The 26,424-nt window shown below is 71.8% G+C and carries 20 protein-coding genes; 13 read left to right on the forward strand and 7 right to left on the reverse strand.

The window, feature by feature from the left end:
• Window positions 1-498: 498 nt before the first annotated feature.
• Window positions 499-2,226, forward strand: coding sequence for a M14 family metallopeptidase (locus tag ACWTPI_RS20920; protein ID WP_059412120.1), 1,728 nt, complete (start codon window positions 499-501; stop codon window positions 2,224-2,226).
• 23 nt (window positions 2,227-2,249) lie between these two features.
• Here ACWTPI_RS20920 and ACWTPI_RS20925 read toward each other — a convergent pair whose 3' ends face one another.
• From ACWTPI_RS20925 to ACWTPI_RS20935, 3 genes are all read right to left on the reverse strand, one after another.
• On the reverse strand, window positions 2,250-2,450 hold the full coding sequence (locus ACWTPI_RS20925; RefSeq protein WP_020204690.1) for a hypothetical protein: 201 nt from the start codon (window positions 2,448-2,450) through the stop codon (window positions 2,250-2,252).
• A 126-nt stretch (window positions 2,451-2,576) separates the two neighbouring features.
• A complete protein-coding gene (cysK, locus tag ACWTPI_RS20930; RefSeq protein ID WP_020204689.1) occupies window positions 2,577-3,494 on the reverse strand; it encodes a cysteine synthase A in 918 nt (305 codons plus the stop codon).
• 134 nt (window positions 3,495-3,628) lie between these two features.
• Window positions 3,629-4,870, reverse strand: a complete 1,242-nt coding sequence (locus ACWTPI_RS20935) for a diguanylate cyclase (protein WP_454732600.1) — start codon at window positions 4,868-4,870, stop codon at window positions 3,629-3,631.
• 14 nt (window positions 4,871-4,884) lie between these two features.
• On the opposite strand from ACWTPI_RS20935, the gene ACWTPI_RS20940 reads away from it, so the two are divergent.
• From ACWTPI_RS20940 to ACWTPI_RS20990, 11 genes are all read left to right on the forward strand, one after another.
• On the forward strand, window positions 4,885-5,091 hold the full coding sequence (locus ACWTPI_RS20940; protein WP_454732601.1) for a hypothetical protein: 207 nt from the start codon (window positions 4,885-4,887) through the stop codon (window positions 5,089-5,091).
• Window positions 5,092-5,798: 707 nt separating this feature from the next.
• Complete coding sequence (locus ACWTPI_RS20945; RefSeq protein ID WP_454732602.1) at window positions 5,799-8,684, forward strand: bifunctional glycoside hydrolase 114/ polysaccharide deacetylase family protein; 2,886 nt, start codon at window positions 5,799-5,801, stop codon at window positions 8,682-8,684.
• Window positions 8,647-12,804 carry a tetratricopeptide repeat protein gene (locus tag ACWTPI_RS20950; protein WP_454732603.1) on the forward strand — a complete coding sequence of 1,386 codons (4,158 nt, stop codon included), beginning with the start codon at window positions 8,647-8,649 and terminating at the stop codon, window positions 12,802-12,804. The genes ACWTPI_RS20945 and ACWTPI_RS20950 overlap by 38 nt, the downstream gene beginning before the upstream one ends.
• A 67-nt stretch (window positions 12,805-12,871) precedes the next feature.
• The gene (locus tag ACWTPI_RS20955; protein WP_454732604.1) at window positions 12,872-13,429 is read left to right on the forward strand and encodes a penicillin-binding protein activator LpoB; all 558 of its coding nucleotides are present in this window, start codon (window positions 12,872-12,874) and stop codon (window positions 13,427-13,429) included.
• A gap of 13 nt (window positions 13,430-13,442) precedes the next feature.
• On the forward strand, window positions 13,443-14,891 hold the full coding sequence (locus ACWTPI_RS20960; protein WP_059412124.1) for a PelD GGDEF domain-containing protein: 1,449 nt from the start codon (window positions 13,443-13,445) through the stop codon (window positions 14,889-14,891).
• Window positions 14,884-15,870, forward strand: a complete 987-nt coding sequence (locus tag ACWTPI_RS20965) for a tetratricopeptide repeat protein (protein ID WP_020204682.1) — start codon at window positions 14,884-14,886, stop codon at window positions 15,868-15,870. Before ACWTPI_RS20960 ends, ACWTPI_RS20965 begins: the two co-directional genes overlap by 8 nt.
• Window positions 15,867-17,468 carry a GT4 family glycosyltransferase PelF gene (gene pelF / locus ACWTPI_RS20970; protein WP_454732605.1) on the forward strand — a complete coding sequence of 534 codons (1,602 nt, stop codon included), beginning with the start codon at window positions 15,867-15,869 and terminating at the stop codon, window positions 17,466-17,468. The genes ACWTPI_RS20965 and pelF overlap by 4 nt, the downstream gene beginning before the upstream one ends.
• Before the next feature lies 1 nt (window position 17,469).
• Complete coding sequence (gene pelG, locus ACWTPI_RS20975; RefSeq protein WP_020204680.1) at window positions 17,470-18,840, forward strand: exopolysaccharide Pel transporter PelG; 1,371 nt, start codon at window positions 17,470-17,472, stop codon at window positions 18,838-18,840.
• A 217-nt stretch (window positions 18,841-19,057) separates the two neighbouring features.
• Complete coding sequence (locus ACWTPI_RS20980; RefSeq protein ID WP_029043948.1) at window positions 19,058-19,768, forward strand: response regulator transcription factor; 711 nt, start codon at window positions 19,058-19,060, stop codon at window positions 19,766-19,768.
• A gap of 106 nt (window positions 19,769-19,874) precedes the next feature.
• Window positions 19,875-21,560, forward strand: coding sequence for a FecR domain-containing protein (locus tag ACWTPI_RS20985; protein WP_454732606.1), 1,686 nt, complete (start codon window positions 19,875-19,877; stop codon window positions 21,558-21,560).
• A complete protein-coding gene (locus ACWTPI_RS20990; protein ID WP_454732607.1) occupies window positions 21,550-23,961 on the forward strand; it encodes a CHASE2 domain-containing protein in 2,412 nt (803 codons plus the stop codon). Before ACWTPI_RS20985 ends, ACWTPI_RS20990 begins: the two co-directional genes overlap by 11 nt.
• Before the next feature lie 20 nt (window positions 23,962-23,981).
• Here ACWTPI_RS20990 and ACWTPI_RS20995 read toward each other — a convergent pair whose 3' ends face one another.
• Entirely contained in the window at window positions 23,982-24,179 is a 198-nt protein-coding gene (locus ACWTPI_RS20995) for a hypothetical protein (protein WP_020204676.1), read from the reverse strand.
• 199 nt (window positions 24,180-24,378) lie between these two features.
• Between ACWTPI_RS20995 and ACWTPI_RS21000 the strand changes: the two genes are divergently transcribed.
• Window positions 24,379-24,555, forward strand: a complete 177-nt coding sequence (locus tag ACWTPI_RS21000) for a hypothetical protein (protein ID WP_196812910.1) — start codon at window positions 24,379-24,381, stop codon at window positions 24,553-24,555.
• Between the two features lie 13 nt (window positions 24,556-24,568).
• On the opposite strand, the gene ACWTPI_RS21005 is transcribed toward ACWTPI_RS21000, so the two are convergent.
• The 3 genes from ACWTPI_RS21005 to ACWTPI_RS21015 form a co-directional block, all read right to left on the reverse strand.
• Window positions 24,569-24,931 carry a translation initiation factor Sui1 gene (locus ACWTPI_RS21005; RefSeq protein ID WP_454732608.1) on the reverse strand — a complete coding sequence of 121 codons (363 nt, stop codon included), beginning with the start codon at window positions 24,929-24,931 and terminating at the stop codon, window positions 24,569-24,571.
• A gap of 95 nt (window positions 24,932-25,026) precedes the next feature.
• A complete protein-coding gene (locus tag ACWTPI_RS21010; protein WP_020423871.1) occupies window positions 25,027-25,260 on the reverse strand; it encodes a hypothetical protein in 234 nt (77 codons plus the stop codon).
• A 331-nt stretch (window positions 25,261-25,591) separates the two neighbouring features.
• A complete protein-coding gene (locus tag ACWTPI_RS21015) occupies window positions 25,592-26,290 on the reverse strand; it encodes a YceH family protein (RefSeq protein WP_454732609.1) in 699 nt (232 codons plus the stop codon).
• Window positions 26,291-26,424: the final 134 nt, after the last annotated feature.

A 26,424-nucleotide genomic window follows, 5' to 3' on the forward strand; every position in this document is an offset into this window, starting at 1 on the left:
GGGGCGCGGGCCGCATGGCCGCCGGCGCGGGCCGTCATCGCGCGAGCAGGCTGGAGCAGGCCATCAGCAGCCATCCCGCCGCCGCGCAGGCGCCCAGCCATCCCAGCAGGACCAGCACGATGGTGGTCCACTTCATCGGGGCTGCCGCCGCGGCGCCGCAAGGGCTGCGCGCGGTGCGGCAGGGGTGGCGCGGCGGCGCGCGGGCAGCGCTGCCGGGCGCCATGACGGCGGCTGTGCTCGGGTGTCATTCATGCGACTTCCTTCAGACAGGCAAGACGGCGCTTGCACAACGGTGCAGCTTAGCCACCGCGCAGCACCGCTGTGTGTCCGGGTTGTAAGGAAATGTGCACGGCCGCGGGCGCCGCCGGGCGCGCCGGCGCTGCCTGGCGCCGCCCGGCGTGTTCCGGTCGCCTTCCCTATAATGGCCGCTCGTGCCGCCGGCCTGCCGCCGCCGGCACGCCGCATTCCGCATCCATCCGCTCACGCTCCGGCCACGCCATGACGACCCTGCTCGACGCCACCTTTGCCCGCACCCTCGATACCCTGGTCGAACGCCTCGCGGCCATGCCCGGCGCGCGCGCCCAGGCGTGGGTGTTCGAGGATGCCGACGCGCGCCGCGCGGCCGAGCGGCGGCTGGCCGCCGCCGGCGTGCGGGCGGAGATCCGCAGCGCGTACAAGCCGCTGGTGCATTTCTTCCTCGACGATTTTCCCGGTGAGGTGGATGTGGCGCAGCGCGCCGCCCACGGCGTGACGGTGCGCCTGCCCGCGGCCGCCACGGACAAGGAGGCGCAGCGCTTCCGCCTGGAGGCTTATCCGCTGGCCGGCCTGCTGCCCGAGGGCGCCCTGCGCCTGGCCGACGGCGACGCCGACGCGCACTACGTGGTCGAAGCCGGCGGCGAGGCCCGCCGCGTGTTCGTGCCGCTCGCGGCCTCGGGCGCGCCGTGCGGATGGCTGCGCCTGTGGCAGGGCGAGGCGCTGGTCGAGGACGGGCCGCTGGCCACCGAATACGAACTGGCCTTCGCCGCGGCGATGGACGCGATCCGCGCGCACGGCTGGGGCGGGCGCGCGCCGTATTTCGACGTGCTGCGCATCGCCATCGGGACCGGCGGCATCGAGCGCCGGCTGGCCTACCAGGACGAATGCATCAGCACGCGCGAAGCGCTGCACGAGGACCTGTATTTTTCCGTGCTGGAATATTTCCAGGACCGCGCCGGCCTGCCGCGCGGGGACCGCACCCTGCAGCCGGGCCAGATCGTGCCGGACGTGCATGCGGGCGCCAGCGAAGGCGCCACGCACGTGCGCGTGGAGGTGCTGCCGCACCCGCGGCCGGCCGCCGCCGGCGCCGCGCCGCTGTCCGCGGCGGCGCTGGCCGCGCTGGCGCGCCCGCTCACGCCCGAGGAGGCCGCCACCGAAATGGCGGCGCTCGGCGGCACGCGCTTCAGCGCGATGTCCACGCAAGGGCGCGTGGTCCACGGCACGCATATCGAAGGCGCGCTGCCCGGGCTGGTGATCTCCGGCGGCCAGCATGCCAACGAGAGTTCCGGCGTGGTCGGCGCGCTGCGCGCGGCGCACGCGCTGCGGCAGCGCCCGCAGGCCAACTTCGCCGTGATCGCGCTGGAGAACCCGGACGGCGCGGCGCTGCACGCGCGGCTGCGCGAGGACAATCCGCGCCACATGTCGCATGCCGCGCGCTACACCGCGCTGGGCGACGACCTCGAGGCGCGCACCGCGGCGCCGTTCGGCGAAAAGGCGGCGCGGCTGGAGGCGGCCGAGCGCACCGGCGCCGGGCTGCACATGAGCCTGCACGGTTATCCCGCCCACGAGTGGACGCGCCCGCTCACCGGCTACGTGCCGCCGGGCTTCGAGACCTGGACCATTCCCAAGGGATTTTTCCTGATCCTGCGCCATCACGGCGGGGTCGAGGACAAGGCGCTGGCGTTCATGCAGGCGCTGACGGCGGCGCTGGCCGCCTCGCCGGAACTGGCCGCGTTCAACGCGCGGCAGCTTGCCACCTGGGGCGCGCATGCGGGCGCGGTGCCGTTCCCGGTGATCAACGGCATTCCGTGCATGATCGTGGAGGATCACCGCTCCACGGTGCCGTTCATGCTGGTCACGGAGTTTCCGGACCAGACCGTCTACGACGATGCCTTCCGCCTGGCTCACACCACGCAGATGCGTGCGGTGCTGGCGGCGGCGGAACTCTACTGGGCGGGCGCGCTGGCGTAAGGGACAGGGCGCGCCACGCGGCGTCAGTGAATCGTGCGCGTCACTTTGGTGTGGGCGGCCTTGGCCGCCGTGCCGCCGCCGGGGGTGGCGTCTTCGTCCTGCTCGATCATCGTGGCCGCGAGGCTGAGCGCGGCCTGCATCTCTTCGTGCGTCAGCCCCGAGGACAGGGCCAGGCGCACCGCGAGCGATGCGAGCCGGGCGACTTCATAACTGGGAATGGTCATCTCTGCTCCTTGTTCCGGCCTGTCCGCGGCCGGCGGGCCGCGGACAGGCCGCTTGTCATGGTGGTCGGCGCAAGGCCGGGTCCCTTTTAGTATGGTTCACCGCGCGCCGCGCGCGCATGATTCCGCTCAGGCCGGCAGGAAACCTTCCACCGTCAGGTAGCGCTCGCCGGTGTCGTAGTTGAAGCCGAGCACGGTGGCGCCGGCCGGCAGGTCGGGCAGCTTCTGCGCGATGGCGGCCAGCGTGGCGCCCGAGGAAATCCCCACCAGCATGCCTTCTTCGCGCGCGGCGCGGCGCGCCATCTCGCGCGCCGGCTCGGCGTCGACCTGGATCACGCCGTCGAGCAGCGTGGTGTCGAGGTTGCGCGGGATGAAGCCGGCGCCGATGCCCTGGATCGGGTGCGGCGCGGGCGCGCCGCCGGAGATCACCGGCGAAGCCACCGGTTCCACCGCGAAGACCTTCAGTTGCGGCCATTTCTGCTTGAGCACGCGCGCGCAGCCGGTGATGTGGCCGCCGGTGCCCACGCCGGTGATCAGCGCGTCGATGCCCTGCGGGAAATCGGCGAGGATTTCCTGCGCGGTGGTGGTCTCGTGGATCTCGACGTTGGCCGGATTCTCGAACTGCTGCGGCATCCAGGCGCCCGGCGTGGCCGCCACCAGTTCCTCGGCGCGGGCGATCGCGCCCTTCATGCCCTTTTCGCGCGGCGTCAGGTCGAAGGTGGCGCCGTAGGCCAGCATCAGGCGGCGGCGCTCCACCGACATGCTGTCGGGCATCACCAGCACCAGCTTGTAGCCCTTGACCGCGGCCACCATCGCCAGCCCGATGCCGGTATTGCCGGAGGTCGGCTCGATGATGGTGCCGCCGGGCTTGAGCACGCCGGACCGCTCGGCCGCCTCCACCATCGAGAGCGCGATGCGGTCCTTGATCGACCCGCCGGGGTTGGCGCGCTCGGACTTGATCCAGACCTGGTGCGTCGTGCCGAACAGGCGCTGGATGCGGATGTGCGGCGTGTTGCCAATGGTCTGCAGGATGTTGTCGGCCTTCATTCAGAGATCTCCAGGGATGGTTTCGATGCGGACCTGCGCGCGGGCCCGCCCATGCATGCACGGGAGGATTCTAGCCGGCCACCGCGCCGGCATCACGATTTCCGCGCGGCGCCGGCGGCTTCGCCTGACCCCGCTCAATGACAGGCTTCGGCGCACGCCGGCAGGCGCAGCTCGCGCCCCGCGCCCGGCGCCCGGGCCTCCAGCGAGGACGCGCTCACCACGCGGCCGCGGCCGCGCCGCTTGGCCTCGTACAGGGCGCGGTCGGCGCTGCCGAACAGGCGGTCCCAGGCCGCCGCGCCGCCGCCAGGGCCGCCACCCGCGCCGCCGCGCATCTCGGCGACGCCGATGCTGGCGCTGGCGAAGCCGCCCATCTCCGGCGGCAGCGCGATGGCGCGGATGCCGCGCAGGATGCGGTTGGCCAGCAGGAGCGCATCGGCCTCGGCGGTATGCGGGCACAGCACGCAGAATTCCTCGCCGCCGTAGCGCCCGGCCACGTCGGTGGCGCGGTGCTCGCCCTCCACCACTGCGGCGATCTGTCGCAGGATGAGATCGCCGGCGCGGTGCCCGCTGCTGTCGTTGATGCGCTTGAAGCGGTCGACGTCGATCACCAGGCAGCTCAGCGGGTGGCCGTGGCGCGCGTACTCGGCCGCCAGCACCCGGGCCGCGCCGTCGACGGCGCCGCGGTTGAGCAGGCCGGTGAGCGCGTCGAGCCGGGCCTGCCGTTCCTGCGCGGCGAGCATGGCTTCCATCGTCATCACGGTGAAGGCGGCCAGGCCCGCGAGGATCGCCACGAACGACGGCAGCAGGCGCAGCAGCAGCAGCGCTTCGGCATGGCTGGCGGCCACGGCGGCGCTCACGCCCCACACCGCGTAGAGCCCGCAGCATTGCGCCAGGCACTGCAGCGCGCAGGCGGCCAGCACCAGCGGGCGCGCGCGGCGGCCCGGCGCCTGCGGCCGCGGCAGCAGCCAGGCCAGCGTGAAGGCGGCGCAGACGGCCGCCGCCGCGTAGCCCGCGGCCGCGGCCGGGCGGCTGCCTTCGCCCAGCGCGGCGGCGCCCAGCACCGCCAGCATGGCGGCCGCGGCGGCGCCCGCGGCGCCCGGCGTGGCCGCGCGGCGGCCGTCGGCCATCACGATGCCGCGGTGGATCAGCAACTGGGCGGCCAGCCCCAATGCCGGCGCCAGCAGCAGGGGCCAGGCCGGCTCGCCGGGCCCGTCGGCCACCAGCAGGCCGGCGGCGCAGGCCAGCGCCAGGCCCACGCCCCAGGCACGGCCCGCGGCGCTGCGGCGCAGGGCCAGCATCAGCGCTGCCAGGATGCATTGCACGGCGGTAAACAGGACCAGCAGCGCCATGACGGCAGCGCTCTCATCAGACGGCATGAGATTCCCACGGAATGCGGCGCATCGCCGATGCGCCGGAGTTTGCCTTCGAAGATGGCCATGCGTGTCCGCGCGCGGCTCGTCCGCGCCGTGGTCTGGCCAGGGATATTCCCGAGAGTGGCGGCGCGTGGCCGGAGCGGGTCCGGTGCGATATGGCCGCGATGGGCCGCCATGAAGTCGTTTTCTTGTTTGAGAAAATTCTACACAGTGCCGACCTGTAAGAGCTATGTCGTAACAAGGTATGACAATTGTTGACATTGGGTTTGAAACGGGTGACTTACCATTCCTTTCCCGATGCTGCCGGCGCGGCCTGGGTGGAGGTTTTCCCGGGTGCCGCCCATTTCGCGGGTCGTATTTCATCTGTCGTTTATCGTCCATTCCGACGTTCGGCGGAACGGCTCTGTGCTATGGTTGTCGCTGCCCAAAAACAACAAAAATGCAGAAAGTATCGACACGGCACGGTGATGCGAAAGTCGCTATCGCCGACCTCGGGAGACAGGCGCCGGATGCCGGCATGCCCTGTTCCATCAACGGATTGCGGCCGCGCGCACGGAATCGTCGCCGGATGTGACAAGGGACTGCATTCGCCCATCGTGCGAAATCCCTAGTCCGAAATGCTTATAGGCATGACCATCGGCATGCCTCAGAATTTGCGACCGTAGTGCTTAAATCTGCACTTCGGTATGACCGCGAAAGGGACTGACCGGCCGACGCCGGACAGCGCGGGCGCAGTAGACGTAAGCAAGCCATGCCTGGAACGCATCGCCTTTCCGGCGCCGCAGCGCGGCGCTCAGAGCAGACGAGGCGAGCGGCTCCAGGACGGGAATAAAAAAGCCAAAAAAAAAGGGGCCAACAAGTGAAATTGTTGCGATTGGACGGCGTCCTGCGTCGTGTGCCGGCCGTGCGAAGAGGCCGCCGGGATACGATCATGACCAGGGTCAGGCTGGGTGCGTTGCTGGCGCCGCTGCTGGCCTCATTGCTGGCGCTGCTTGCCGCCTGGTGCTGCCCGGCGCAGGCGCAGGCGCCCGCACCGGCCGGCGTGCGTCCGCCCAACATCGCCTTCCACTACGGCAGCAAGCCTCCCGTGGATGCCTTGCAGGCATTCGACATCGCCGTGGTCGAGCCCGACAGCGGCTTCGATCCGCGCCGCGCCGCCACGCCGAAGACCGCCTGGTTCGCCTACGTCAGCGTGGGCGAGGTCGAGCCGTCGCGCCCCTACCTCAAGGACATGCCCAAGGCCTGGCTGACCGGCAACAACGATGCCTGGGGCGCCCGCGTGGTCGACCAGGCCGCGCCGGGCTGGCCCGCCTTCTACGTCGACAAGGTGATCGCGCCGCTGTGGGAGCGCGGCTATCGCGGCTTCTTCCTCGACACGCTCGATTCCTACCAGCTGGTGGCCAAGACCGACGCCGAGCGCGCGCGGCAGGAAGCCGGCATGGTCGCCGTGATCCGCGCCATCAAGGCGCGCTACCCGGACGCCCGGCTGATTTTCAACCGCGGCTTCGAGATCCTGCCGCAGGTCAACCAGCTCGCCTACGCGGTCGCGTTCGAATCGCTGTACCGCGGCTGGGACCAGGGCAACAAGCGCTACACCGAAGTCAGCGACGCCGACCGCGCGTGGCTGCTCGGCCAGGCCCGCACCATCCGCGAGCAGTACCGCCTGCCGGTGATCTCGATCGACTACTGCCCGCCGGCCGAGCGCCAGTGCGCGCGCGACACCGCGGCGCGCATCCGCGCGCAGGACATCATTCCTTATGTGGCCGATCCTGGCCTGCAGACGGTCGGCATCGGCAGCATCGAGGTCATGCCGCGCCGCGTGCTGGTGGTGCAGGACCGCGAGCCCGGCGTGTCGATCGACGATTCCGCCGGCGTGCGCTTCGTCTCCATGCCGCTGAACTACCTCGGCTACCGCGTCGACTTCGCCGAGGCCAGCGAGCCGCTGCCGGAGATCGGCCCGGACCGCTACGCCGGCGTGGTGGTGTGGATGGACGGCAACGTGCGCGCCGAGCCGGGCCGCCTGTTCAGCTGGGTCCAGCGCAACATCGGCCAGGGCATCCCGGTGGCGTTCCTGAACGATTTCGGCGCGCGCATCGGCGGCTCGCTGGCGTCGTCGCTGCAGCTCGAGGCGGTCAAGGGCAAGATCGGCAAGACCGCCGAGATCGTGTCGAAGGACCCGATGATGGGCTTCGAGATGCCGGTGGCGCCGGACCGCACCCGGGCCGCCCCCGTGCAGGTGGGCACCGGCCCGGGCTTCCGCTCGCTGCTGCGCCTGCGCTCGGGCACGCTGACCTACGACGCGGCCGCGATCACGCCCTGGGGCGGCTACGTGATGGGCCCGTACGCGGTGCGCCAGAGCGTCAACGACCAGGACCGCTGGGTGGTGCAGCCGCTGGACTTCCTGCGCGCCGCGCTGCGCCTGCCGTCCATGCCGGTGCCGGACGTGACCACCGAGAACGGGCGCCGCCTGCTGACCATCCACGTCGACGGCGACGGCTTCGCCTCGCGCGCCGAGATCCCCGGCGGCGGCTTCTCCGGCGAGGTGCTGTTCCGCGAGATCTGGGACCACTACCGCCTGCCGATGACGATGTCCATCATCCAGGGCGAGGTCTCCAGCGACGGCATGTACCCCAAGCTGACCGCGCAGCTCGAGCCGATCGCGCGCAAGGTCTTCGCGCAGCCCTACGTGGAGGTGGCCAGCCACACCTTCTCGCACCCGTTCGACTGGGGCCGCACCGTGCCCAACGGCACGCACGCGCAGAACCCGACCGAAGGCGACGACGATTACCACCTCGCCATTCCCGGCTACCAGATGGACCTGCGGCGCGAGATCGGCGGCTCGATCGACTACATCAACCGCACGCTGGCGCCCGCCAACAAGCCGGTCAGCATGCTGCTGTGGTCGGGCGACTGCCAGGCGCCGGCCGAAGCCATCAAGCTGGCCAACCAGGCCGGCGTGCTCAACATGAACGGCGGCGACACGCTCATCACGCGCAGCAACCCGACCTGGACCGCGATCTCGCCGCTCGGCGTGAACAAGGGCGACGACACCTTCCAGGTGTTCGCGCCCAACCAGAACGAGAACATCTACACCAATCTGTGGCACGGCCCGTTCTACGGCTTCGAGCGCGTGATCGAGACCTACGAGCTGACCGACCGGCCGTACCGCTTCAAGTCGGTCAACATCTACTACCACAATTATTCCGGCACCAAGGCCGCCTCGCTCAAGGCGCTGCACAAGGTCTACGACTACGTGCTGAGCCAGCCGCTGATGCCGGTGCACGCCAGCGACTACGTGCGCAAGGTGATCGACTGGCAAGGCATGGCAGTGGCGCGCGAGGTCGGCGGCGACAGCGGCGGCCAGCCCGGCGCCTGGATCGTGCGCGGCGACGGCAACCTGCGCAACGTGCGCTGGACCGGCGCCGGCGTGCCCGACGTGGCCGCCTCGCTGAACGTGACCGGCACCTCGCCGGCGCCCGGCGGCGGCGTCTACGTGCACCTGGCCGATGGCGACTCGCGCATCGTGATGCGCGACGGCGCGGCCCAGGCGCCGGCGGTGCCGCAGATCGTCGAGGCCAGCGGCTTCGTGCGCGGCTGGCAGCGCGGCGTCCAGGACGGCGCGCAGCACATCCGCTTCGAGTTCAGCGGCTACACCAAGCCCTTCTTCCGTCTCGCCGGCGCCGAGCGCTGCCGGGTCGCCATCGATGGCAAGGCGGTACAGGGCGTGCGCGAGCGCGGCACGCTGCGTATCGATACCACTCCCGTTCCCGATCCGAACAATGCCAAGCAAAGCGTCGAAATCACCTGCGCGGCCTGAGCGCGAGCGGCTGCTGCCGCCTGCGTTCGTGCTGACCTTCACCGCGATGGTGGGGATCGGCCTGGCGCTGATGTTCCCGCGCGAGACCCTGCGCGAGCGCCTGCTCGGCGAAGGCCGCGCGGTCGACGGGCTGAGCATGGCCTACCTGGAAGCCTGGTGGCGCGCCTCGCCCGACGACAGCGGCTTCATGGCCGTGCTGGCCGAGCAGTACGCGCGCACCGGCCGCCTGGACGAGGCCGAAAGCATGCTCGGCCGCCTCGAGGCGCGCTACAACGCGGCGCGCCAGGGCCCGGTGCGCAACCCCGCCGACGCCGACCTGCCCGGCCAAGTGCTGCGCACCCGCATCGAGATCATGCAGCAGCGCGCGTTCGCCGCGCAGCCGGACACGCCCGAGCGCAAGCTGTACGTGGACCGCCTCGCCGGCCTGCTCGACCAGGCCGTGCCGATGCCGTGGTCGCGCGGCGACCTCGAAGACCTCGCCACCACCGCGCGCGCGGTCAACGCGCTCAAGCCGGCGCAGGCGTTCTACCGCGCGCTGGCCAAGAGCGACCCGGCCCGCGCCGAGCTGTGGAACGCGCAGGCCGCCTCGGCCGCGCTGGCCGGCGGCGACTACCAGCAGGCCGCCGAAGCGCTGTTCAGCGCGCAGGCGCGCGCCACCGACCCGGCCGAGCAGCGCCGGCTGTTCCTGGCCGGCCTCAAGACGCTGCAGTCCGGCAACCTGCTGGACCAGGCGCTGGCCCAGGCCGAGCAGCGCGGCGGCAAGCTGCTCGACAACGCCGAAGTCCTGCGCTACCTGACCCGGCTGGCGCTGGCCGCCAACCGGCCCGAGCAGGCCGCGCGCTATGTCGAGCGCCTGCTGCGCCAGCCACCCAGCGTGCAGGGCCTGCCGGCCGCGCCGCGCGCCGAGCTCCGGCGCGCCGAAGTGCGGCGCATCGCCGCCACGCAGCCGTGGGCCGCGCAGGGCGTGGTGTTCCTCGACGGCCCGCGCGGGCTGGCGCTGCGCCGCGCGATGGGCGAGGACGGCATGCCGCATCTGCGCCGCGTGGCCGATACGCCGGGCGCCGCCGCTGCTTCTGCGCCCGCCGCCGCGCCCGCCGCTGCCGCCGCCGCCGATCCCGCCGCGGCCGACCGCGCCTTCAACGCGGACGACTACGAACTCGCGTTCCAGGTGTTCCTGTCCGCCGGCAAGCTGAACGATGCCCAGCGCGTGGCCGAGACCGCGGTCAAGCGCCTGCCGGGCTCCGCGCGCTGGCGCGAGCGCCTGGCCCAGGTGGCCGAATGGAACCGCCAGCCCGCGGTCGCGCTGCAGAGCTGGCTCGAATACGCCCAGGCCAGCAACGACGAGGCCGCGTGGAAGGCGGTGCTGCGCCTGGCGCCGGCCCTCAACGACGACCGCGCCTACCTGGCCGCGCTGCGCCACCGCGCCGGCAACGGCGACCTCGCCACCATCGACGAGGTGGTCGCCACCTACGAGCGGCTCGGCGAGCCCGAGGACGCGATGGCGTTCCTGCAGGGCCTCAGCCAGGGCCCCAACGCGCGCCCGGCGATGGAGCGCCAGGCCGAGCTGGCCGAGCGCGCCGGCAAGGACGCGCGCGCCTTCGAGCTGTACACGGCGCTGCAGACGCGCTTCGGCCCGCGCCCGCAATACGCGCTCAAGCAGGCCAACCTGCTCTACGTGCGCGGCGCGCTGCGCGAGGCGCTGCAGGCAATGGTGCCGTCGATGAAGAAAGCCGGCCCGGCCGACATCGAGTTCTGGCGCACGCTGACCGAGCTGGCGCGCCTGAACCAGCGCGACGACCTGCTTGAGCAAGGCTACCGGCAACTGATGCTGGCGATGGCCGAGACGCACGACGACCACTGCCTGAAGATGCCGCCCGGCGCCGGGCGCAACGACTGCCTGGCCGAGGTGCGCGACACCGAGGAATCGGACTTCTCCAACCTGATCGACTTCTACGACAGCTCGCCCATCGATGCCGGGCGCATCGCCGAAGCCGGCTGGCGCAAGGGCGGCAAGCTCGAGTCGCTCGAGCTCGCCATCAACTACTACACCCGCGCGCGCGCCTACGGCCGCGTCGCCAGCCTGCTGCAGGCGATGACGCCGGCGCAGCTGCGGCAGGCCGAGCAGGCCAGCCGCTTCCTCGCCATGCGCGCCGAGTACCTGCGCGCGCGCGGCGAGCGCGAGCGGGCGCTGGCCGACCTGCGCCGCGCCGCCGCGCTGCCCGACGCCGGCAGCGAGACGCTGGCCGCGCTGATGTGGTCGCTGGTGGACCTGGGCTCCGACACCGAGGTGCGCGCCATGATGCAGCGCCTGCAGGGCGAGGCCGAAGGCAACCCCGACCTGTGGGGCGCCTTCGCCGCCGGCAGCATGCGCTTCCAGGACGGCCGCGGCTCGCTGCACTACCTGCGCAAGATGGCCAGCGGCAAGAGCGCCGACCCGCTCTGGCTGGGCCTGGCCGCCGACGCCTACGACGCCATCGGCCAGACCGACACCGGCTGGCGCCTGCGCCGCCAGGCCTGGATCGATCTGCACAGCGACAAGACCCCGGAAGGCCGCCGCGCCTCCGACCCGCGCGCGTTCGGCCCGGCCGCCGAGGAAGAAGACGAGCAAGGCGGCCCGGCCCCGGCCGAGCTGCAGCGCCAGACCGTGGCGCTGGGCCAGATCTTCGCCTCGGGCGACGTCTCGCGGCGGCTGGTGATGGAGATGCTGCGCGCCGACCGCACCGTGATGGCCGGCAGCCGCGCCGCCGACTGGACCGGCCCGGTCGCGCCGAAGTCGCGCCTGGGCGAGATCCCGGGCCTGCCGCCGCTGGCGCTCAAGCTGCCGCAGGACATGGCGCAGCGCGAGGCGCGCCAGCAGGCGGTGGTCTCCGCCGCCGCCAGGGAAGTGGCGCTGGCGTGGGCGCTGTCGAACGAATCCAACGCGCTCGCGCGTGCCTGGCTGGCGCGCCAGTACGCGCGCCAGTTGCTGCGCCCGGCCTACGCCGAGGTCACGCTGGCGCTGGCCGGCGGCGACCTGAACGCGCTCGACCGCGTGCTGGAGCGCCAGGCCGGCCGCGTGCCGGTGGACAACCAGATCGAGGCCAACATGCAGCTCGACCGCCTCGGCGCGGCGCAGACGCAGGCCTTCGAGACGCAGGACGTCGCCCGTACCGACGACAGCCTGCAGGAAACGGTGCAGGAGTCGCTGCTGTTCAACGCGCAGGCCATCGAGCCGCGCGTGACCTACCAGCGCCAGAGCCCGCTGGCCTATTTCAACTACAGCCTGGCCGGCGGCGTGCGCCTGTGGGACGGCTACGACCTCAACCTGCGCGGCGTCTGGCGCAGCCAGCACAGCACCGACCAGACCCAGCTCACCGGCGTGCCGGGCTCGGACCAGCGCGGCGAGCTGTCGCTGGGCTACCGCGACCAGCACAAGCGCTGGCGTCTCGCGGTGGGGCGCCGCGACGGCCTCGACAGCATGACCACCGCGCGCTTCACCGGCGAGTGGCGCGAGGACAGCCGCCTGAGCTTCACCACCGAGGCGGGCCTGAACCAGAGCGCCGACGAATCGGCCGCGCTGCGCGTGGGCGGCGCCAAGGACGTGCTCGGCCTGGGCGCGACCTGGAACTTCAGCCTGCGCGAGTTCGCCGGCGCGCGCGTCGAGTACAACCGCTTCCGCGGCCAGGACGGCTCGTCGCTGGGCAACGGCATGGTGTACGACTTCGAGCTCGGCTACCGCATCCGCACCGCCTACCCCGACTACACCGTGCGCCTGGTGGGCACCCATGCCCGCTACAACACGCGCAGCGGCACGCTCAGCGGCAAGCTGGCCACGCTGGTGCCCACCGACGACGAAGCCACGCCGGCGTTCTACATGCCGCAAGGCTTCACGCAGGCCGGCGTGACCTTCGGCTTCGGCACCGAGCTGCTCGACGACTACACGCACAAGTGGCGGCCGTTCGCCGAGCTCGGCCTGCTGCACGACACCCGCGCGGGGCAGAACTTCCGCGCGCAACTGGGCATCGCGGGCACGGTCCTCGGCAACGATCACCTGTCCATGTACTTGCAGCACGAAACCGCCGCGCGCAACGGCGGCACGCCGCTGACCGAAGTGGGGGTGCGTTACAAATGGCTTTTTTGATCCGGCCCGGCACGGCGTGCCGGTCCATCGCATGAAATCGGATTCAATCGAGAAGGGGAGAAGCGTCATGGAAACAACGAGCAAGACGCCGCGTCGCGCGGCACGCCTGCTGGGCTGGTGCGGTGCGCTGGGCGCGGCCCTGTGGCTGGCCGGCTGCGCGGTCACGGACGTGGGCCGCGCGCCCGCGCTGCCCGCCGGCGAAGCGCTGGCGGTGCTGCCGATCGTCAACTACACCGAGACGCCGCAGGCCGGCCTGCGCGCCGAGGCCATCGCCGAGAGCCTGCTCAAGACCGGCGGCGTCACCAACGTGCGCCGCTATCCGGCCAGCCTGAATCCGGAAACGCTGTTCGAGCCGGCCGAGCGCGAATCGGTGGGCAAGGCGCTGGAATGGGCGCGCACGCAGAAGCTGCGCTACGCGCTGACCGGCGCGGTGCAGGAATGGCGCTACAAGGTCGGCGTGGACGGCGAGCCGGCGGTGGGCATCTCGCTGCAGCTGCTGGACGTGAGCACCGGCGAAGTGGTGTGGTCCGCCACCGGCAGCGACAGCGGCTGGAGCCGCGAATCGCTGTCCGGCACGGCGCAGAAGCTGCTGCGCCGCCTGCTGGCGCCGCTGCGCCAGGGTTGAGCCGGAGGAGGGTGTGATCGTGGCCAAGACAGCCGACAAGATACGGGAAGGACAGGGCATTGGCGCGGGCGGCCGCTATCTGCGGCTGATCGCGCCGGCCACGAGCGGACCGGTATCGCTGGTCGAGCTGGTGGTGACCATGATCCTGGCGATGGGGCTGGCCTATCTGGTGCTGCCCGGCAATCCGCTGCTGCTCGGCCTGGGCTTTCCCTGGGCCTGGCTGCTGCCGATGATCCTGGCGCTGCGCTACGGCACGCTGATCGGCGTGGGCAGCGTGCTGATGATGCTCGGCGGCTGGTTCTTCTTCCACCAGACCGGCGCGCAGCCGGGCGAGTTTCCGCGCCTGTTCTTCCTCGGCGGCCTGCTGATGGTGCTGGTGGCCGGCCAGTTCGGCGACGTGTGGGGCACGCGGCTGGCGCGCGCGCGCGCGGTCAACCGCTACCTGGAAGAACGCCTGGCCGCGCTCACCAAGAACCACTACCTGCTGCGCGTGTCGCACGCGCGGCTGGAAAACGACCTGCTGGCCAAGCCCACCACGCTGCGCGACACGCTCTCGCAGATGCGCGCGGTGTCGCTCGAGAACGGCAGCGCCGCCGGCGGCGAACTGGTCGGCGCGCGCGCGATGCTGCCGGTGGTGGCGCAGGCCTGCCAGCTCGAGGCGGCCGCGCTCTACGCGGTGCATGGCGACACCGTGGCCGGCGAGGCGTCGGCGCGGATCGGCCCGAACTTCGAGTTCGATGCCGACGACGCGCTGGTGCGCCACTGCCTGGAGACGCGCCAGCTCGCGCACCTGCAGACCAGCGGCCCGGCGGGCCACGTGCCCGACCATCCGCCCACGCGCTACCTGGCGGTCGCGCCCGTGCTGTCCGGCGCCGACAAGCTGGTCGGCCTGCTGGTGGTCGAGCGCATGCCGTTCCTGTCGCTCAACTATGAGAACCTGCAGCTGCTCATGGTGCTGATGGGTTATTACGCCGACGGCATCGAGCATGCCGCCTCCACGCGCGCCATCGAGGCCGCGATCCCGGGCGTGCCGTACGATTTCGCGCTGGACTACGCGCGCCTGTCGCGCCTGCGCCGCGACAGCGGCATCGAAAGCACGGTGGTGGCGCTGGTGTTCGACCTGGACGAATCGCGCGACGCGCTGTTCGAGCAGGTCATCCGCAGCCGCCGCGCGCTCGACGTGGCGTGGCCGCTGACCAGCGCGCACCAGCGCGCGCTGCTCACGCTGATGCCGCTGTCCGGCAGCGAGGCGGCCTCGGCCTACCTGGTGCGCATCGAGGACATGCTGCGCGCCCAGTTCGGCACCGACTTCGAGGCCGCGCGCATCGGCGTGCATACGCTGGCGGTGCCCGCCAGCGCGCCGGTGGAGCCGCTGGTGCGGCTGCTGCACCGCTGCCACGTGGACGTGCAGCCGGCGCCGGTGCCGGTGCCGATCGCGCTGAGCGAGGCCGGCCGTGGGTAAGCTCGGCATCGGCGGCATCGCCGCGCAAATCGCCGCCCTGGCGCTGCTTGCGCGCGCGGGCAACAGCAGCGCGCTGCTGCTCGCCTTCCTGGGCGCGCAGGCGCTGTCCGCCGCCATGATCGCGATGGTGCTGTGGCGGCTGCTGCCGCGGCGCTTCCGCGTGCCGTTCGCGTGGACCTACGGCTACCTGTTCGCGTTCTGCTTCCTGGTGCCGCTGGCCGGCAGCATCGTCTGCGCGGGCAGCCTGCTGATCGCGCGCCTGCTGCCGGCGCGCCGCGCCGCGGGCGGCATCGGCATGGTCGGCCTGCCGGTGTTCGTGACCCACCTGATCTCGCGCGTCACGCACGGCGGCGGCGCCCGCCTGCGCGCGCAGCTCGGCAACACGCGCGCGCCGCTGCCCGAGCGCATGACCGCGCTGGTGGCCATGCAGTCGATGCCGGCGCGCACTTCCAGCCCGGTGCTGCGCGACCTGCTGGCCGACAGCGCCGACGACGTGCGGCTGCTGGCCTACGGCATGCTCGACGGCGCCGAGAAGCAGCTCACGCAGCGCATCCTGGCCGAGCTGCCGCGCCTGGACGAAGCGCGCGACGACGCCGAGCGCGCCGAGATCCACAAGCGCCTGGCCGACCTGTACTGGGAACTGATCTACCAGAACCTGGTGCAGGGCGACGTCTACCGCTACACCGCCGACCAGGTCGAGCATCACGCCCGCGCCGCGCTGGAGGCGGACGCCGGCCAGCCCGGCCTGTGGTACATGCGCGGCCGCCTGGCGCTGAACCGCAACGAGCCCGCGCAGGCGCGCGAATGGCTGGAGCGCGCCGAGCGTCTCGGCTTCGCGCGCGAGCGCACGCTGCCGCTGCTGGCCGAAGCCGCCTACCTGGAGCGCGACTACGCCGCGGTGCGCGCCATCCTGCTGTCGTTCGACAGTCCATCGCCGCTGCCCCTGGTGCGGCCCATGCTGCGTTACTGGCGATCATGAGCGATACCTCCCTGCCCCGCGCCGACTCGGCCGACGTCTGCCTGCTGCTCGAAGGGACCTTTCCCTACGTGAGCGGCGGGGTGTCGAGCTGGGTCAACCAGATGATCCGCGCCTTCCCGGAGATCCGCTTCGGCATCGTCTTCATCGGCAGCCGCCGCGAAGACTACGGCGGCATGGTCTATGCGCTGCCCGACAACGTCGTGCATCTGGAGACCCATTTCCTCTACGACTTCGCGCCGCCGCCGCTGGTGCACGGCAGCGAGGGCGACCCGATCACCTTCGCCGCCTCGGCGCGCCTGCACGAGGTGCTGCGCGAGCCCGGGCGCGAGGCCGAGGCCGGCGAGCTGATCCGCGAGCTGATGCCCGAGCTCGACGACGACGGCAGCCTCTCCGAGGACGCCTTCCTGTACAGCCGCCACGCCTGGCAGACCATCACCGACCAGTACCGCCAGTACTGCACGGATCCGTCGTTTACGGACTATTTCTGGACGGTGCGCATCATGCACAAGCCGCTGTGGCAGCTTGCGCGCATCGCCGGCAACCTGCTGCCGGCCAAGGTCTACCACACGGTGTCGACCGGCTATGCCGGCTTTCTCGGCGCCATGCTGCATTACCAGACCGGGCGCCCGCTGCTGGTGTCCGAGCACGGCATCTACACCAAGGAACGCAAGATCGACCTGTTCCAGAGCCAGTGGATCCGCGACAACCGCAACGTGTTCGAGCGCGACATCTCGCAGATCAGCTATTTCCGCGAACTGTGGGTGCGCTTCTTCGAGACGCTCGGCCGCGTGTGCTATGACGCGGGCGACACCATCGTGGCGCTGTACGAAGGCAACCGCCTGCGCCAGGTGACCGACGGCGCTGCCGCCGAGCGCACGCGCAACATCCCCAACGGCATCAACCTGCCGCGCCTGTCCGCGCTGCGCGCGAAACGCGCGCCGGGCGTGCCGCCGGTGCTGTGCCTGATCGGGCGGGTGGTGCCGATCAAGGACATCAAGACCTTCATCCGCGCCATGCTCACGGTGGTGCGCCAGTACCCGGACGCCGAAGGCTGGATCGCCGGCCCCGAGGACGAGGACCCGGAATACGCGCGCGAATGCCGCAGCCTGGCCGAGAGCCTGGGGCTGGGCGAGCGCGTCAAGTTCCTCGGCTTCCAGCGCATCGACGACCTGCTGCCCAAGGTGGGCGTGCTGGTGCTGAGCTCGATCTCCGAGGCGCTGCCGCTGGTGGTGCTCGAAGGCTTCGCCGCCGGCGTGCCGTGCGTGACCACCGACGTGGGCTCGTGCCGCCAGCTGATCTTCGGCCTGCCCGGCGAGGACGCCGCGCTGGGCGCGGCGGGCGACGTGGTGCGCATCGCCGACCCGGCCGCGCTGGCGCAGAAGGCCCTCGACCTGCTGGGCTCGCCCGAGGCCTGGCACGCCGCGCAGCAGGCCGGCATCCGCCGCGTCGAGCGCTACTACACGCAGGAAATGATGGTGGGCAGCTACCGCGAGCTGTACACGCGCCTGATGGCGCAGTCCGGCGCGCAGGCGCCGGCGGGCGCCTCGCCGGCCAAGGCCGCCCAGGCCGCGGGCTGCCCCATGAAGGGAGGTCGCTGAGATGGCGGGGATCGGTTTCGAGCTGCGCAAGATGCTGCGGCGGGACAGCCTGTCGGGCATGCTCGGCGCCTATGCCTATGCCGGCATCATCAGTTCCGGCCCGTGGGTGCTGTCGATCGTCGGCATCCTGCTGATCGGCGTGCTGAGCCTGCCGTTCGTGGTGCCGGGCAGCCTGGTGACGCAGTTCCAGGTGTCGGTGACCTACCTGATCGCGGTCAGCCTGATATTGACCGGGCCGATGCAGCTTGCCTTCACGCGCTTCACCTCGGACCGCCTGTTCGAGAAGCGCGACCACCTCGTGCTGTCGAACTTCCACGCCGTGGCGCTGCTGGTGACGGTGCTGTCCGGCGCGATCGGCATCGGTTTCGCGCTGTTCTCGTTCCAGGCGCAGTCGGTGCTGTACCGGCTGCTGATGATCGCGGGCTTCGTGGTCATGAGCAACATCTGGATCGCGGTGATCTTCCTGTCGGGGATGAAGCAGTACAAGGCCATCGTGTGGACCTTCCTGATCGGCTACACCTTCACGGTGGTGGCCGCGCTGGCGCTGCGCGGCTTCGGCCTGGAAGGGCTGCTGTCCGGCTTCGTGGCGGGCCAGCTGAGCCTGCTCACGGCGATGGTGGTGCTGATCTACCGCAACTACACCAGCCAGCGCTTCATGTCGTTCGAGGTGTTCCAGCGCCGCTACGCCTACCCGAGCCTGATGCTCATCGGCCTGCTGTACAACCTCGGCATCTGGCTCGACAAGTTCATGTTCTGGTACGCGCCGTCCACCGGCCAGCAGGTGATCGGGCCGCTGCACGCATCGATCATCTACGACATCCCGGTGTTCCTGGCCTACCTGGCGATCATTCCCGGCATGGCGGTGTTCCTGGTGCGCATCGAGACCGATTTCGTCGAGTACTACGATGCGTTCTACAACGCCGTGCGCGGCGGCAGCTCGCTCGAGCACGTCGAGGACATGCGCAACACGATGGTGCAGACCATCCGCCTGGGGCTGTACGAGATCGTCAAGGTGCAGGCCATCGCCGCGCTGCTGCTGTTCGTGGTGGGGCGCTACATCCTGGCGCTGCTGGGCATCTCCGAGCTGTACCTGCCGCTGCTGTACGTGGATGTGATCGGCGCCAGTCTCCAGGTGGTGCTGCTGGGCGTGCTGAACATCTACTTCTACCTGGACCGCCGCCGCGAGGTGCTGCTGCTGACCGCGCTGTTCGTGATCCTCAACGTGGCGCTGACCTCGCTTACGCTGCAGCTTGGCCCGGCCTGGTACGGCTACGGCTTCGCCGTGTCGCTGCTGGTCGTGGTGGCGCTGGCGATCTACCTGCTCGACCGCAAGCTGGATCGGCTCGAATACGAGACCTACATGCTGCAATAGGACAGGTCAGGGCCGCCCCGCGCGCCGGCACCGGCGCGCCGCCGCCCGATTTTCGGTACCATTCTCCCCACGTGCCCGGCCCCCGCCGGGCTGTCGTGCTTGCGGGCGCCGCGCCAGCGCCCGCCTGCGCTTGCTTGCCACGCCCGCCTGTCGTGCCCATGCCCGTGCCGGTGCGTGGCGCGGCGGCGGGCGCGGGCGGCGCGATGAAGAGGTAAGTATGAGAATAGCTTCGGTGGAAGACGACAAGAGCCAGGCCGAGCTGATCCAGCAGATCCTGGTCTCGGCCGGCCACGAGTGCGAATGCTTCGCCAGCGGTGGCAGCTTCCTGCGCGCCCTGCGCGACAAGGCGTTCGACCTGCTGGTGGTGGACTGGCAACTGCCCGACACCAGCGGTTTCGAGGTGGTCACCTGGGTGCGCCAGAATTCCGGGCGCAACCCGCCCATCCTGTTCCTGACCAGCCGCTCGCTGGAAGAGGACATCGTCGCCGGGCTCGGCGCGGGCGCCGACGACTACATGATCAAGCCGGTGCGCCGCGCCGAGCTGGTGGCGCGCGTGGGCGCGCTGCTGCGCCGCACGTATCCGCAGGCGCAGCAGGACGGCGACCTGATCCGCGTGGGCAGCTACCTGGTCGACCCGGCCGCGCGCACGGTGGAAGTGGGCGGCGTGCGCGCCGAGGTCTCGCCGCGCGAATTCGATCTGGCGCTGTTCCTGTTCCGCAACCTCGGCCGGCTGCTCTCGCGCGAGGTGGTCGAGCAGGCGGTGTGGGGCAGGGCCATCGGCGCGGGCTCGCGCACGCTGGACACGCATATCTCGCGCCTGCGCATCAAGCTCGCGCTGCGGCCCGAGAACGGCGTGCGCCTGACCTCCGTGTATTCGCACGGCTATCGCTTCGAAGCCACGGCAGATGGCGACAAGCAGGAAGACTGAGTTTATGAAGCGGTTCGACATGGCGACAAGCAGAACGGGCGGGATGGTCGGAATGGGCGGGATGGGCAGGATGGGTGGAGCGCGTGGCGCGGGCAGCGCGCGCGGCATGGCAGGCCGCGCCGCGCGGCATCCGCGCCTGCGCGCGGTGCTCGGCGCAATGGGCACGATGGGCGCGGCCGGCCTGATCGGCATGCTCGGCGCCGGCTGGCCCGGCGATGCGGCCGCGCAGGCCGCGGGCGCGGACGGGCAGGACTTCATTTACCTGGTGCGCCCGGGCGACACGCTCATCGGCCTGGCCGGGCAGTTCATGGACACGCCCGGCGGCTGGCGCGAGCTGCAGGCCCTCAACAAGGTGGCGGACCCCTACCACCTGCCGCCCGGCATGCGCCTGCGCATCCCGCTCGCGCGCATCCCGGTCGTGCCGGGCAGCGCGCGCGTGGTGTTCGTCACCGGCACGGCCCGCGCCGACGGCCGCGCGCTGCAGGCCGGCATGACGCTGGCCGAGGGCGCGCGCCTGGCGACGGAAGCCGGCGCTACCGTCACCATCGAGCTGGGCGACGGCTCGCGCGTCACGGTGCCGCCCGCGAGCGCGGTGGAAGTCCGCCGCCTGCGCGCGTTCGCGCGCACCGGGCTGACCGACACCGTGATCGGCATCGACCGCGGCGAGGTGGATTCCCGCGTGGCGCCGCGCGGCACCGGCGTGGGGCGCTACGAGATCCGCACGCCGTCGCTGGTGACGGGCGTGCGCGGCACGCATTTCCGCGTCGGCACCGACGACGGCGCCAGCCAGGGCGCGGTGCTCGAAGGCCGCGTGCAGGCCAGCGCCCGGCGCGGCCAGCGGGCCGCGGTGGCGGCCGGCTACGGCGTCAGCGTGTCGGCCGCCGGCGTGCTGGCGCGGCCGGTCGCGCTGCTGCCCGCGCCGGCGCTGGCGCCGCTGCCGTCGCCGCTGCTGGCCAGCAGCGCCACCGTCACCTGGACGCCGGTCGCCAGCGCCGCCGCCTACCGCGTGGTGGTGTCGCGCGATGCCGCCCAGACCGAGCTGCTGTCGTCGCAGACCGTGGGCGCGGCCGAGGCCGCGCTGCAGGACCTGCCCGAGGGCACGCTGTACCTGGGCGTGAGCGCGCTCGACGCGCGGCGGCTCGGCGGCGCCGGCACGGTGGCGCCGCTGGTGGTGCGGCTCAACCCGGCCGCGCCGTTTACGCTCGCGCCCGAGCGCGGCGGCACCGCCTACGGCGAGGAAGCCGCGCTGCGCTGGGCCGAAGTCACCGGCGTCGCCCAATACGAATACGAGGTGGCCGCCGACGCCGACTTCCGCCAGGGCGTCGTGCGCGCGCGCGCGGACACGCCGTCGGCCAGCCTGCCGCTGGCGCCGGGCCGCTGGTGGTGGCGCGTGCGCTCGCTCGACGCCGCCGGCCAGCCGGGCCCGTGGAGCGAGCCGGTGGCCTTCACGCAGGAGCCGTCGCCGCCGCAGCCGAGCTTCGACGACGACGGCGGCGACACGCTGCACATCGCCTGGCCCGGCGCCGGGGCCGGCGCGGCGCAGGCCTACCGCCTGCAGATGGCCGCCGATGCGGCCTTCACGCAGATCGTGGCCGACGTGCGCAGCGACACCAACGACGCGCGCCTGCCGCGCCCGGCCAGCGGCACCTATTTCGTGCGGGTCGGGCGCGAGAGCGCCGCCGCCGGGCCGCACTACTCCGCACCCCAGCGCATCGAGGTGAAGCAGTACGTGCGCGACGCGCAAGGCCGGCCGGTAGGCGCCGGCGGGCGCATGCTCGACCGTGCCGACTGAGCAGGCCCGCATCGCGCGGATCGCCCGCGCCGCCGCGCGCGCCCGCGCGCTGGCGCGCCTGCCGATGCGCCTGCTGGCCGGCTACCAGCGCCGCACGCTGGTGGAGTGGGCGCTGCTGAGCGCGGCGGTGCTGCTGCTGGTGGCGGCCTGCGCGCTGCTGGGCTGGAGCGAGCGCGCCGACAAGGCGGTCTACGACCTCGCCGTGGTGGCCCAGCGCCACGCGCCCGCCGACGACATCGTCATCGTCGCCATCGACGATCCGGGCATCACCGCGATCGGCCGCTGGCCGTGGCGCCGCCACGTGTTGGCCGACCTGATCGACCACGTCGCCGCCGGCGCGCCGCGCGTGATCGGCGTGGACGTGATCCTCTCCGAACCGGACCTGCAGCATCCCGCGGACGACCGCGCGCTGGCGCTGGCGATGGCGCGCGCCGGCAACGTGGTGCTGCCCGCGCTGGCCGAGCCCGGCGGCGACGGCCTGCAGGTGCGCTATCCGCTGACCGGCCTGGGCAGCGCGGTGGGCCACATCAACATCGCCGTGGACCTCGACGGCATCGCGCGCCAGGTATTCCTGCAGGAAGGCCTGCCGGGCCAGCTGCTCGATCATTTCTCGGCGGCGATGGTCGCCTTCGGCCGTCCGCCGCGGCCGGTGTCGGGCTACCGGCACGACCACCAGGACAGCGCGCCCGACGCCGACGGCTGGCTGCACCGCTACCGCCTGCGCATTCCGTTCGCCGGGCCGCCCGGCACGTTTCGCCAGATCCCCGTGCTCGACGTGCTCGGCGGCAAGCTGCCGCCGGACACGTTCCGCGGCAAGGCGGTGCTGATCGGCGCCACCGCCAGCGGGCTGGGCGACGTCTATCCCACGCCGGTCTCGCGCGACGGCCACGGCATGAGCGGCGTGGAGATCATCGCCAACGCCATGCACGCGCTCGAGCGCGACAGCGCCATCGTGGCGCTGCCGGCGCCGTGGTTCTGGCTCGGCACGCTGCTGCCGGTGCTGCTGGCGGCGCTGGCCGCGCTGGCGCTCACGCCGCGCAACGCGCTGGTGGTGACGGTGGCGCTGCTGGCCGGCACGCTGGGCGCGAGCCTGCTGCTGGTGGTGCTGGCCCACCTGTGGTTCGCGCCGGTCAGCGCGGTGCTGGGCTGCGGCCTGCTGTACCCGCTGTGGAGCTGGCGCCGGCAGGAAGCCGCGCTGCAGTTCCTCACCGACGAGCTGGCGCAGCTCGAGGCCGAGCCGGGCCTGCTGGCGATGCCCGCCGACGAAGGCGAGCCCCGCCGCGGGCGCAACCTCGACACCCGCATGCGGGCGGTCTACCGCATGACCACGCGCCTGCGCGACCTGCGCCAGTTCCTCGCCGACGGGCTGGAAGGCCTGCCCGAGGCCACCGTGATCTGCGACCCGGCCGGGCGCGTGCTGCTGGCCAACCGCCGCAGCCTGCTGCTGGCGCCGCGCACGCTGGCGCCGCTGGCCGACGTGGCGGCGCCGCGCCCGCGCATCGGCGAGCTGGTCGACGAGGTGTTCGTCCAGCCCAAGGCCGGCCACGAATATTGGGAGCAGCTGCGGCGCGCCCACGCCGGCGGCGACAGCGCGCAGGCGCCGCCCGGCGTGGAGCTGGAAGGGCGCGACCAGCGCCCCATGCTGCTGCGCGGCGCGCCGCTGCGCAGCGACACCGGCGGCGTGGCCGGCCTCATCATCAGCGTGATCGACATCACCCAGGTGCGCATGGCCGAGCGCCGGCGCGAGGAATCGCTGCGCTTCATCTCGCACGACATGCGCTCGCCGCAAGCCTCCATCCTCGCGCTGATCGAACTGCAGCGCGAAGAAAGCCGCGCGCTGCCGCAGGCCGCGCTGCTGGCCCGCATCGGCGACTACGCCAGCCGCACGCTGGAGCTGGCCGACGACTTCATCCGCCTGGCCCGCGCCGAGGCGCCGCACCTGAACTTTATCGAAGTCGATCTCGCCGGCGTGGTGCTCGACGCCACCGACGAGCTATGGGCGCTGGCCAGCGCCGCGCGCATCGACCTGCGCCTGGAGATGGGGGAAGAACAGCCGATGGTCACGGCCGAACCCGTGCTGCTGGTGCGCGCGATCGCCAACCTGGTGAGCAACGCCATCAAGTTCAGCCCGCCGCAGAGCACCGTCACGGTACGCCTGTACCGCGTGCCGCAGGGCGTGGCCATCGACGTGGCCGACCAGGGCCGGGGTATCGCGGTGGAAGATCAGGGCCGCCTGTTCCAGCCGTTCGCGCGCCTGCGCGACAACGAGCGCAACGCGCCCGCCGGCAGCGGCCTTGGGCTGGTGTTCGTCAAGACGGTGGTGGAGCGGCACGGCGGCGAGATCCGCCTGTCCAGCGAAGCGGGGAAGGGGGCGACGTTTACCATCGTGCTGCCGTGCTGAGCGGCACGGCGCGGCCACGCTCAGCGCGCCGCGTGCGTGCTGCTCGGCTCCTGCCCGGGCGCTGCCTGCGCGGCCGCGCGGCTGTCCATCTGCCGGATCTTGCGCGCGGCGCGCTGTTCGTTGTCTTCCTGCAAGGTGACGCACAGCACGGTGAGCAGCGCGAACGCCACCATGCATAGCGCGATATAGCCAAGCAGCTTGGTTCGTTCGGATCGCATCGGCGTGCCTGTGGTGAATAGCGCTGGATTCTAGGCGCGCCGCGCGCGGGTAATGTCAACAAATGCAAGGGCTGGCCGCGCGCGTGCCGTCACGGCATCGGCGCGCGCGCCGGGCCGTCATGCCGGCGCGGGCCACGGCATGCCGCCGCGGCGCACCGCGCGGCCATGCTACGATCCGCGCCTATCTCGGAGAATGAAGATGTCTTTTACTTGCCAGAACCAATCGTGCCGCATGCGCTGGGAAGAGGCGGATGTGACGATCAAGGATGAAGGCCAGGGCCTGCTGTTCCGTTGCCCCGTGTGCAACTCGCGCAACCCGGTGGTGCCGCAGCGCCGCCCGGACGGCACCATCCGCTACCAGCAGCGCACCAGGTAATCCCGCGGCGGGCTCAGCCGCCCGCGCGCTTGACCGTCATGCCGCGCTGGCGCAGCTTCTCGATCACGGCGTCGCAGTGGTCGCCCTGGATCTCGATCACGCCGTCCTTGACGGTGCCGCCCGAGCCGCAGGCCGCCTTGAGTTCCTTGCCGAGCTGGGCCAGCGCCAGCGGCGCCAGTGCCACGCCGCGCACCAGCGTCACGCCCTTGCCCTTGCGGCCCTTGGTTTCCCGCGATACCCGCACGATGCCGTCGCCTTGCGCGGCCGGCTGCGCCTTGCCGCAGGTGCAGGCCGCGGCGGGGTTGCCGCAGCCGGGGCACATGCGGCCGTGTTCCGTGGAATAGACCAGCGAGCTGGCGGGTTTGGGCCCTGGCATGACGACGTTCCTGGTGGCGGGGCGGCATGCCCCGGGGCAGGGCAGGGTACGTCAGGCGGGCGCCGCCGGCAAGCGTGCCGGCGCGAGGCGCCGGGCTAGCGGCCGGCGGGACTGCCGTAGAACGTGCCGGTGCGGGGGTTCGACACGATATAGGTATTGCGCCTGGCCCAGGTCTGGGCGGCCATGAATGCTTCCGGCTCGCGCTGGGTCCACTCGCTGGTCATCAGCGGCGCGGCTTCCTGCTCGGTGGTCATGTATACGGCTGCCTTGTGCAGGGCCGCGCGGCCCTTGCCTCCCGGAATCGTAATGGTGCGAATCGTCACGCGCATCGTCGGGATCCTCCACGTTTCTGGTCGCCAGATTATGTCCGGCTCCGCGGGGCAGTATCGTGACAATTGTGACAGCGAAATGCCGGCGGAGCGCAGCGGCTCCTAGTCTACTTCGTCTGGCGGCAGGATGGCGCGTGTGTTGCGCAAGCACCGCATCCCCGGCGTGCCGCGGCAGGGGCGCAGGCAACTTCCACGGCACAAATTCCCGCGGCGAGTGCAAATGTATTGACATGGCGGCGCGCCGCGCGGGGCAGGACATGACCAATACATTGTAGGCCGCGGGCGGCTGCGCGGGCAGCATCGCGCCGGCTTGTCATCGGCCGGCCCGGCGTCAGAGTCCGCCGGTGTCGAGGCGGATGCCGAGCTCGCCGGCCATCTGCTCGAGCATGGCCTGCAGGCGCGCGACCTTTTCCTCCAGTTCCCGCTGCGCGGCTTTCATCGCTTCGAACTCGGAGGGCGGCACGGTGTCCTCGCCGTTGCCTTGCGCGGGCGTGTCGTCCACGCTGACCTCGCCGCACAGCAGATGCATCCAGCGGTGCTCGCGCCCGCCGGGCGCGCGCGGCAGCTTGACCACGCGCGGCGGCTCGGCGGCGGCGAGTTCGTCGAGGAAGACCTCGACCGAGGAGATGTCGGCGAACGCATGCAGGCGCGCGCTGTTCAGGCGCAGCTCGGCCGCGGTCTGCGGGCCGCGCAGCATCAGGATGGCGAGCAGCGCGGCGGACTGGCTGGGCACGCCCAGCACGCGCTTCATGTTCTGCTCGAAGCGCGGCACGCGGCTGCTGCTGCCTTCCATCGCCAGGCTCAGGCGCTTGAGGCCGTCGATGGCGGTGAGCACTTCGTCTTCGGTGGCGTTCATCACCGGCGCGCGCGCGGTCTTCTGGTTGCAGCCGGCGGTGAGCGCGTTGAGCGAGAGCGGATAGGTGTCGGGCACGGTGTGCTGCTTTTCCAGCAGCACGGCCAGCACGCGCGCCTCGAGCTGGGTCAGGGCGCGGATGGCGGGGCGTGCGGAGAGATCGGGGGTGGTGTCCATGAGTGGCGTCGCTCGGTGAGGCGGCTGCGGGCCGCGCGGCGGATGCGCGCGGGCCCGGAGGCAGCGGTTTTGCGAGCCATATGATAGCCGCCCGGGCGCGTCTTCCCGCCGGAGCCGGCCATGCGGCGAAGCGG

The organism is Cupriavidus ulmosensis (genome assembly GCF_977008105.1).

Coding starts and splice junctions, on each gene's coding strand:
- ACWTPI_RS21015 (WP_454732609.1), bottom strand. CDS start 26,290: ATGGACACCACCCCCGATCTCTCCGCACGCCCCGCCATCCGCGCCCTG.
- ACWTPI_RS20920 (WP_059412120.1), top strand. CDS start 499: ATGACGACCCTGCTCGACGCCACCTTTGCCCGCACCCTCGATACCCTG.
- pelF (WP_454732605.1), top strand. CDS start 15,867: ATGAGCGATACCTCCCTGCCCCGCGCCGACTCGGCCGACGTCTGCCTG.
- ACWTPI_RS20955 (WP_454732604.1), top strand. CDS start 12,872: ATGGAAACAACGAGCAAGACGCCGCGTCGCGCGGCACGCCTGCTGGGC.
- ACWTPI_RS21005 (WP_454732608.1), bottom strand. CDS start 24,931: ATGCCAGGGCCCAAACCCGCCAGCTCGCTGGTCTATTCCACGGAACAC.
- cysK (WP_020204689.1), bottom strand. CDS start 3,494: ATGAAGGCCGACAACATCCTGCAGACCATTGGCAACACGCCGCACATC.
- ACWTPI_RS20950 (WP_454732603.1), top strand. CDS start 8,647: ATGCCAAGCAAAGCGTCGAAATCACCTGCGCGGCCTGAGCGCGAGCGG.
- ACWTPI_RS20995 (WP_020204676.1), bottom strand. CDS start 24,179: ATGCGATCCGAACGAACCAAGCTGCTTGGCTATATCGCGCTATGCATG.
- ACWTPI_RS20985 (WP_454732606.1), top strand. CDS start 19,875: ATGGCAGGCCGCGCCGCGCGGCATCCGCGCCTGCGCGCGGTGCTCGGC.
- pelG (WP_020204680.1), top strand. CDS start 17,470: ATGGCGGGGATCGGTTTCGAGCTGCGCAAGATGCTGCGGCGGGACAGC.
- ACWTPI_RS20935 (WP_454732600.1), bottom strand. CDS start 4,870: ATGCCGTCTGATGAGAGCGCTGCCGTCATGGCGCTGCTGGTCCTGTTT.
- ACWTPI_RS20940 (WP_454732601.1), top strand. CDS start 4,885: ATGCGGCGCATCGCCGATGCGCCGGAGTTTGCCTTCGAAGATGGCCAT.
- ACWTPI_RS21010 (WP_020423871.1), bottom strand. CDS start 25,260: ATGCGCGTGACGATTCGCACCATTACGATTCCGGGAGGCAAGGGCCGC.
- ACWTPI_RS20925 (WP_020204690.1), bottom strand. CDS start 2,450: ATGACCATTCCCAGTTATGAAGTCGCCCGGCTCGCATCGCTCGCGGTG.
- ACWTPI_RS20945 (WP_454732602.1), top strand. CDS start 5,799: ATGACCAGGGTCAGGCTGGGTGCGTTGCTGGCGCCGCTGCTGGCCTCA.
- ACWTPI_RS21000 (WP_196812910.1), top strand. CDS start 24,379: ATGTCTTTTACTTGCCAGAACCAATCGTGCCGCATGCGCTGGGAAGAG.
- ACWTPI_RS20980 (WP_029043948.1), top strand. CDS start 19,058: ATGAGAATAGCTTCGGTGGAAGACGACAAGAGCCAGGCCGAGCTGATC.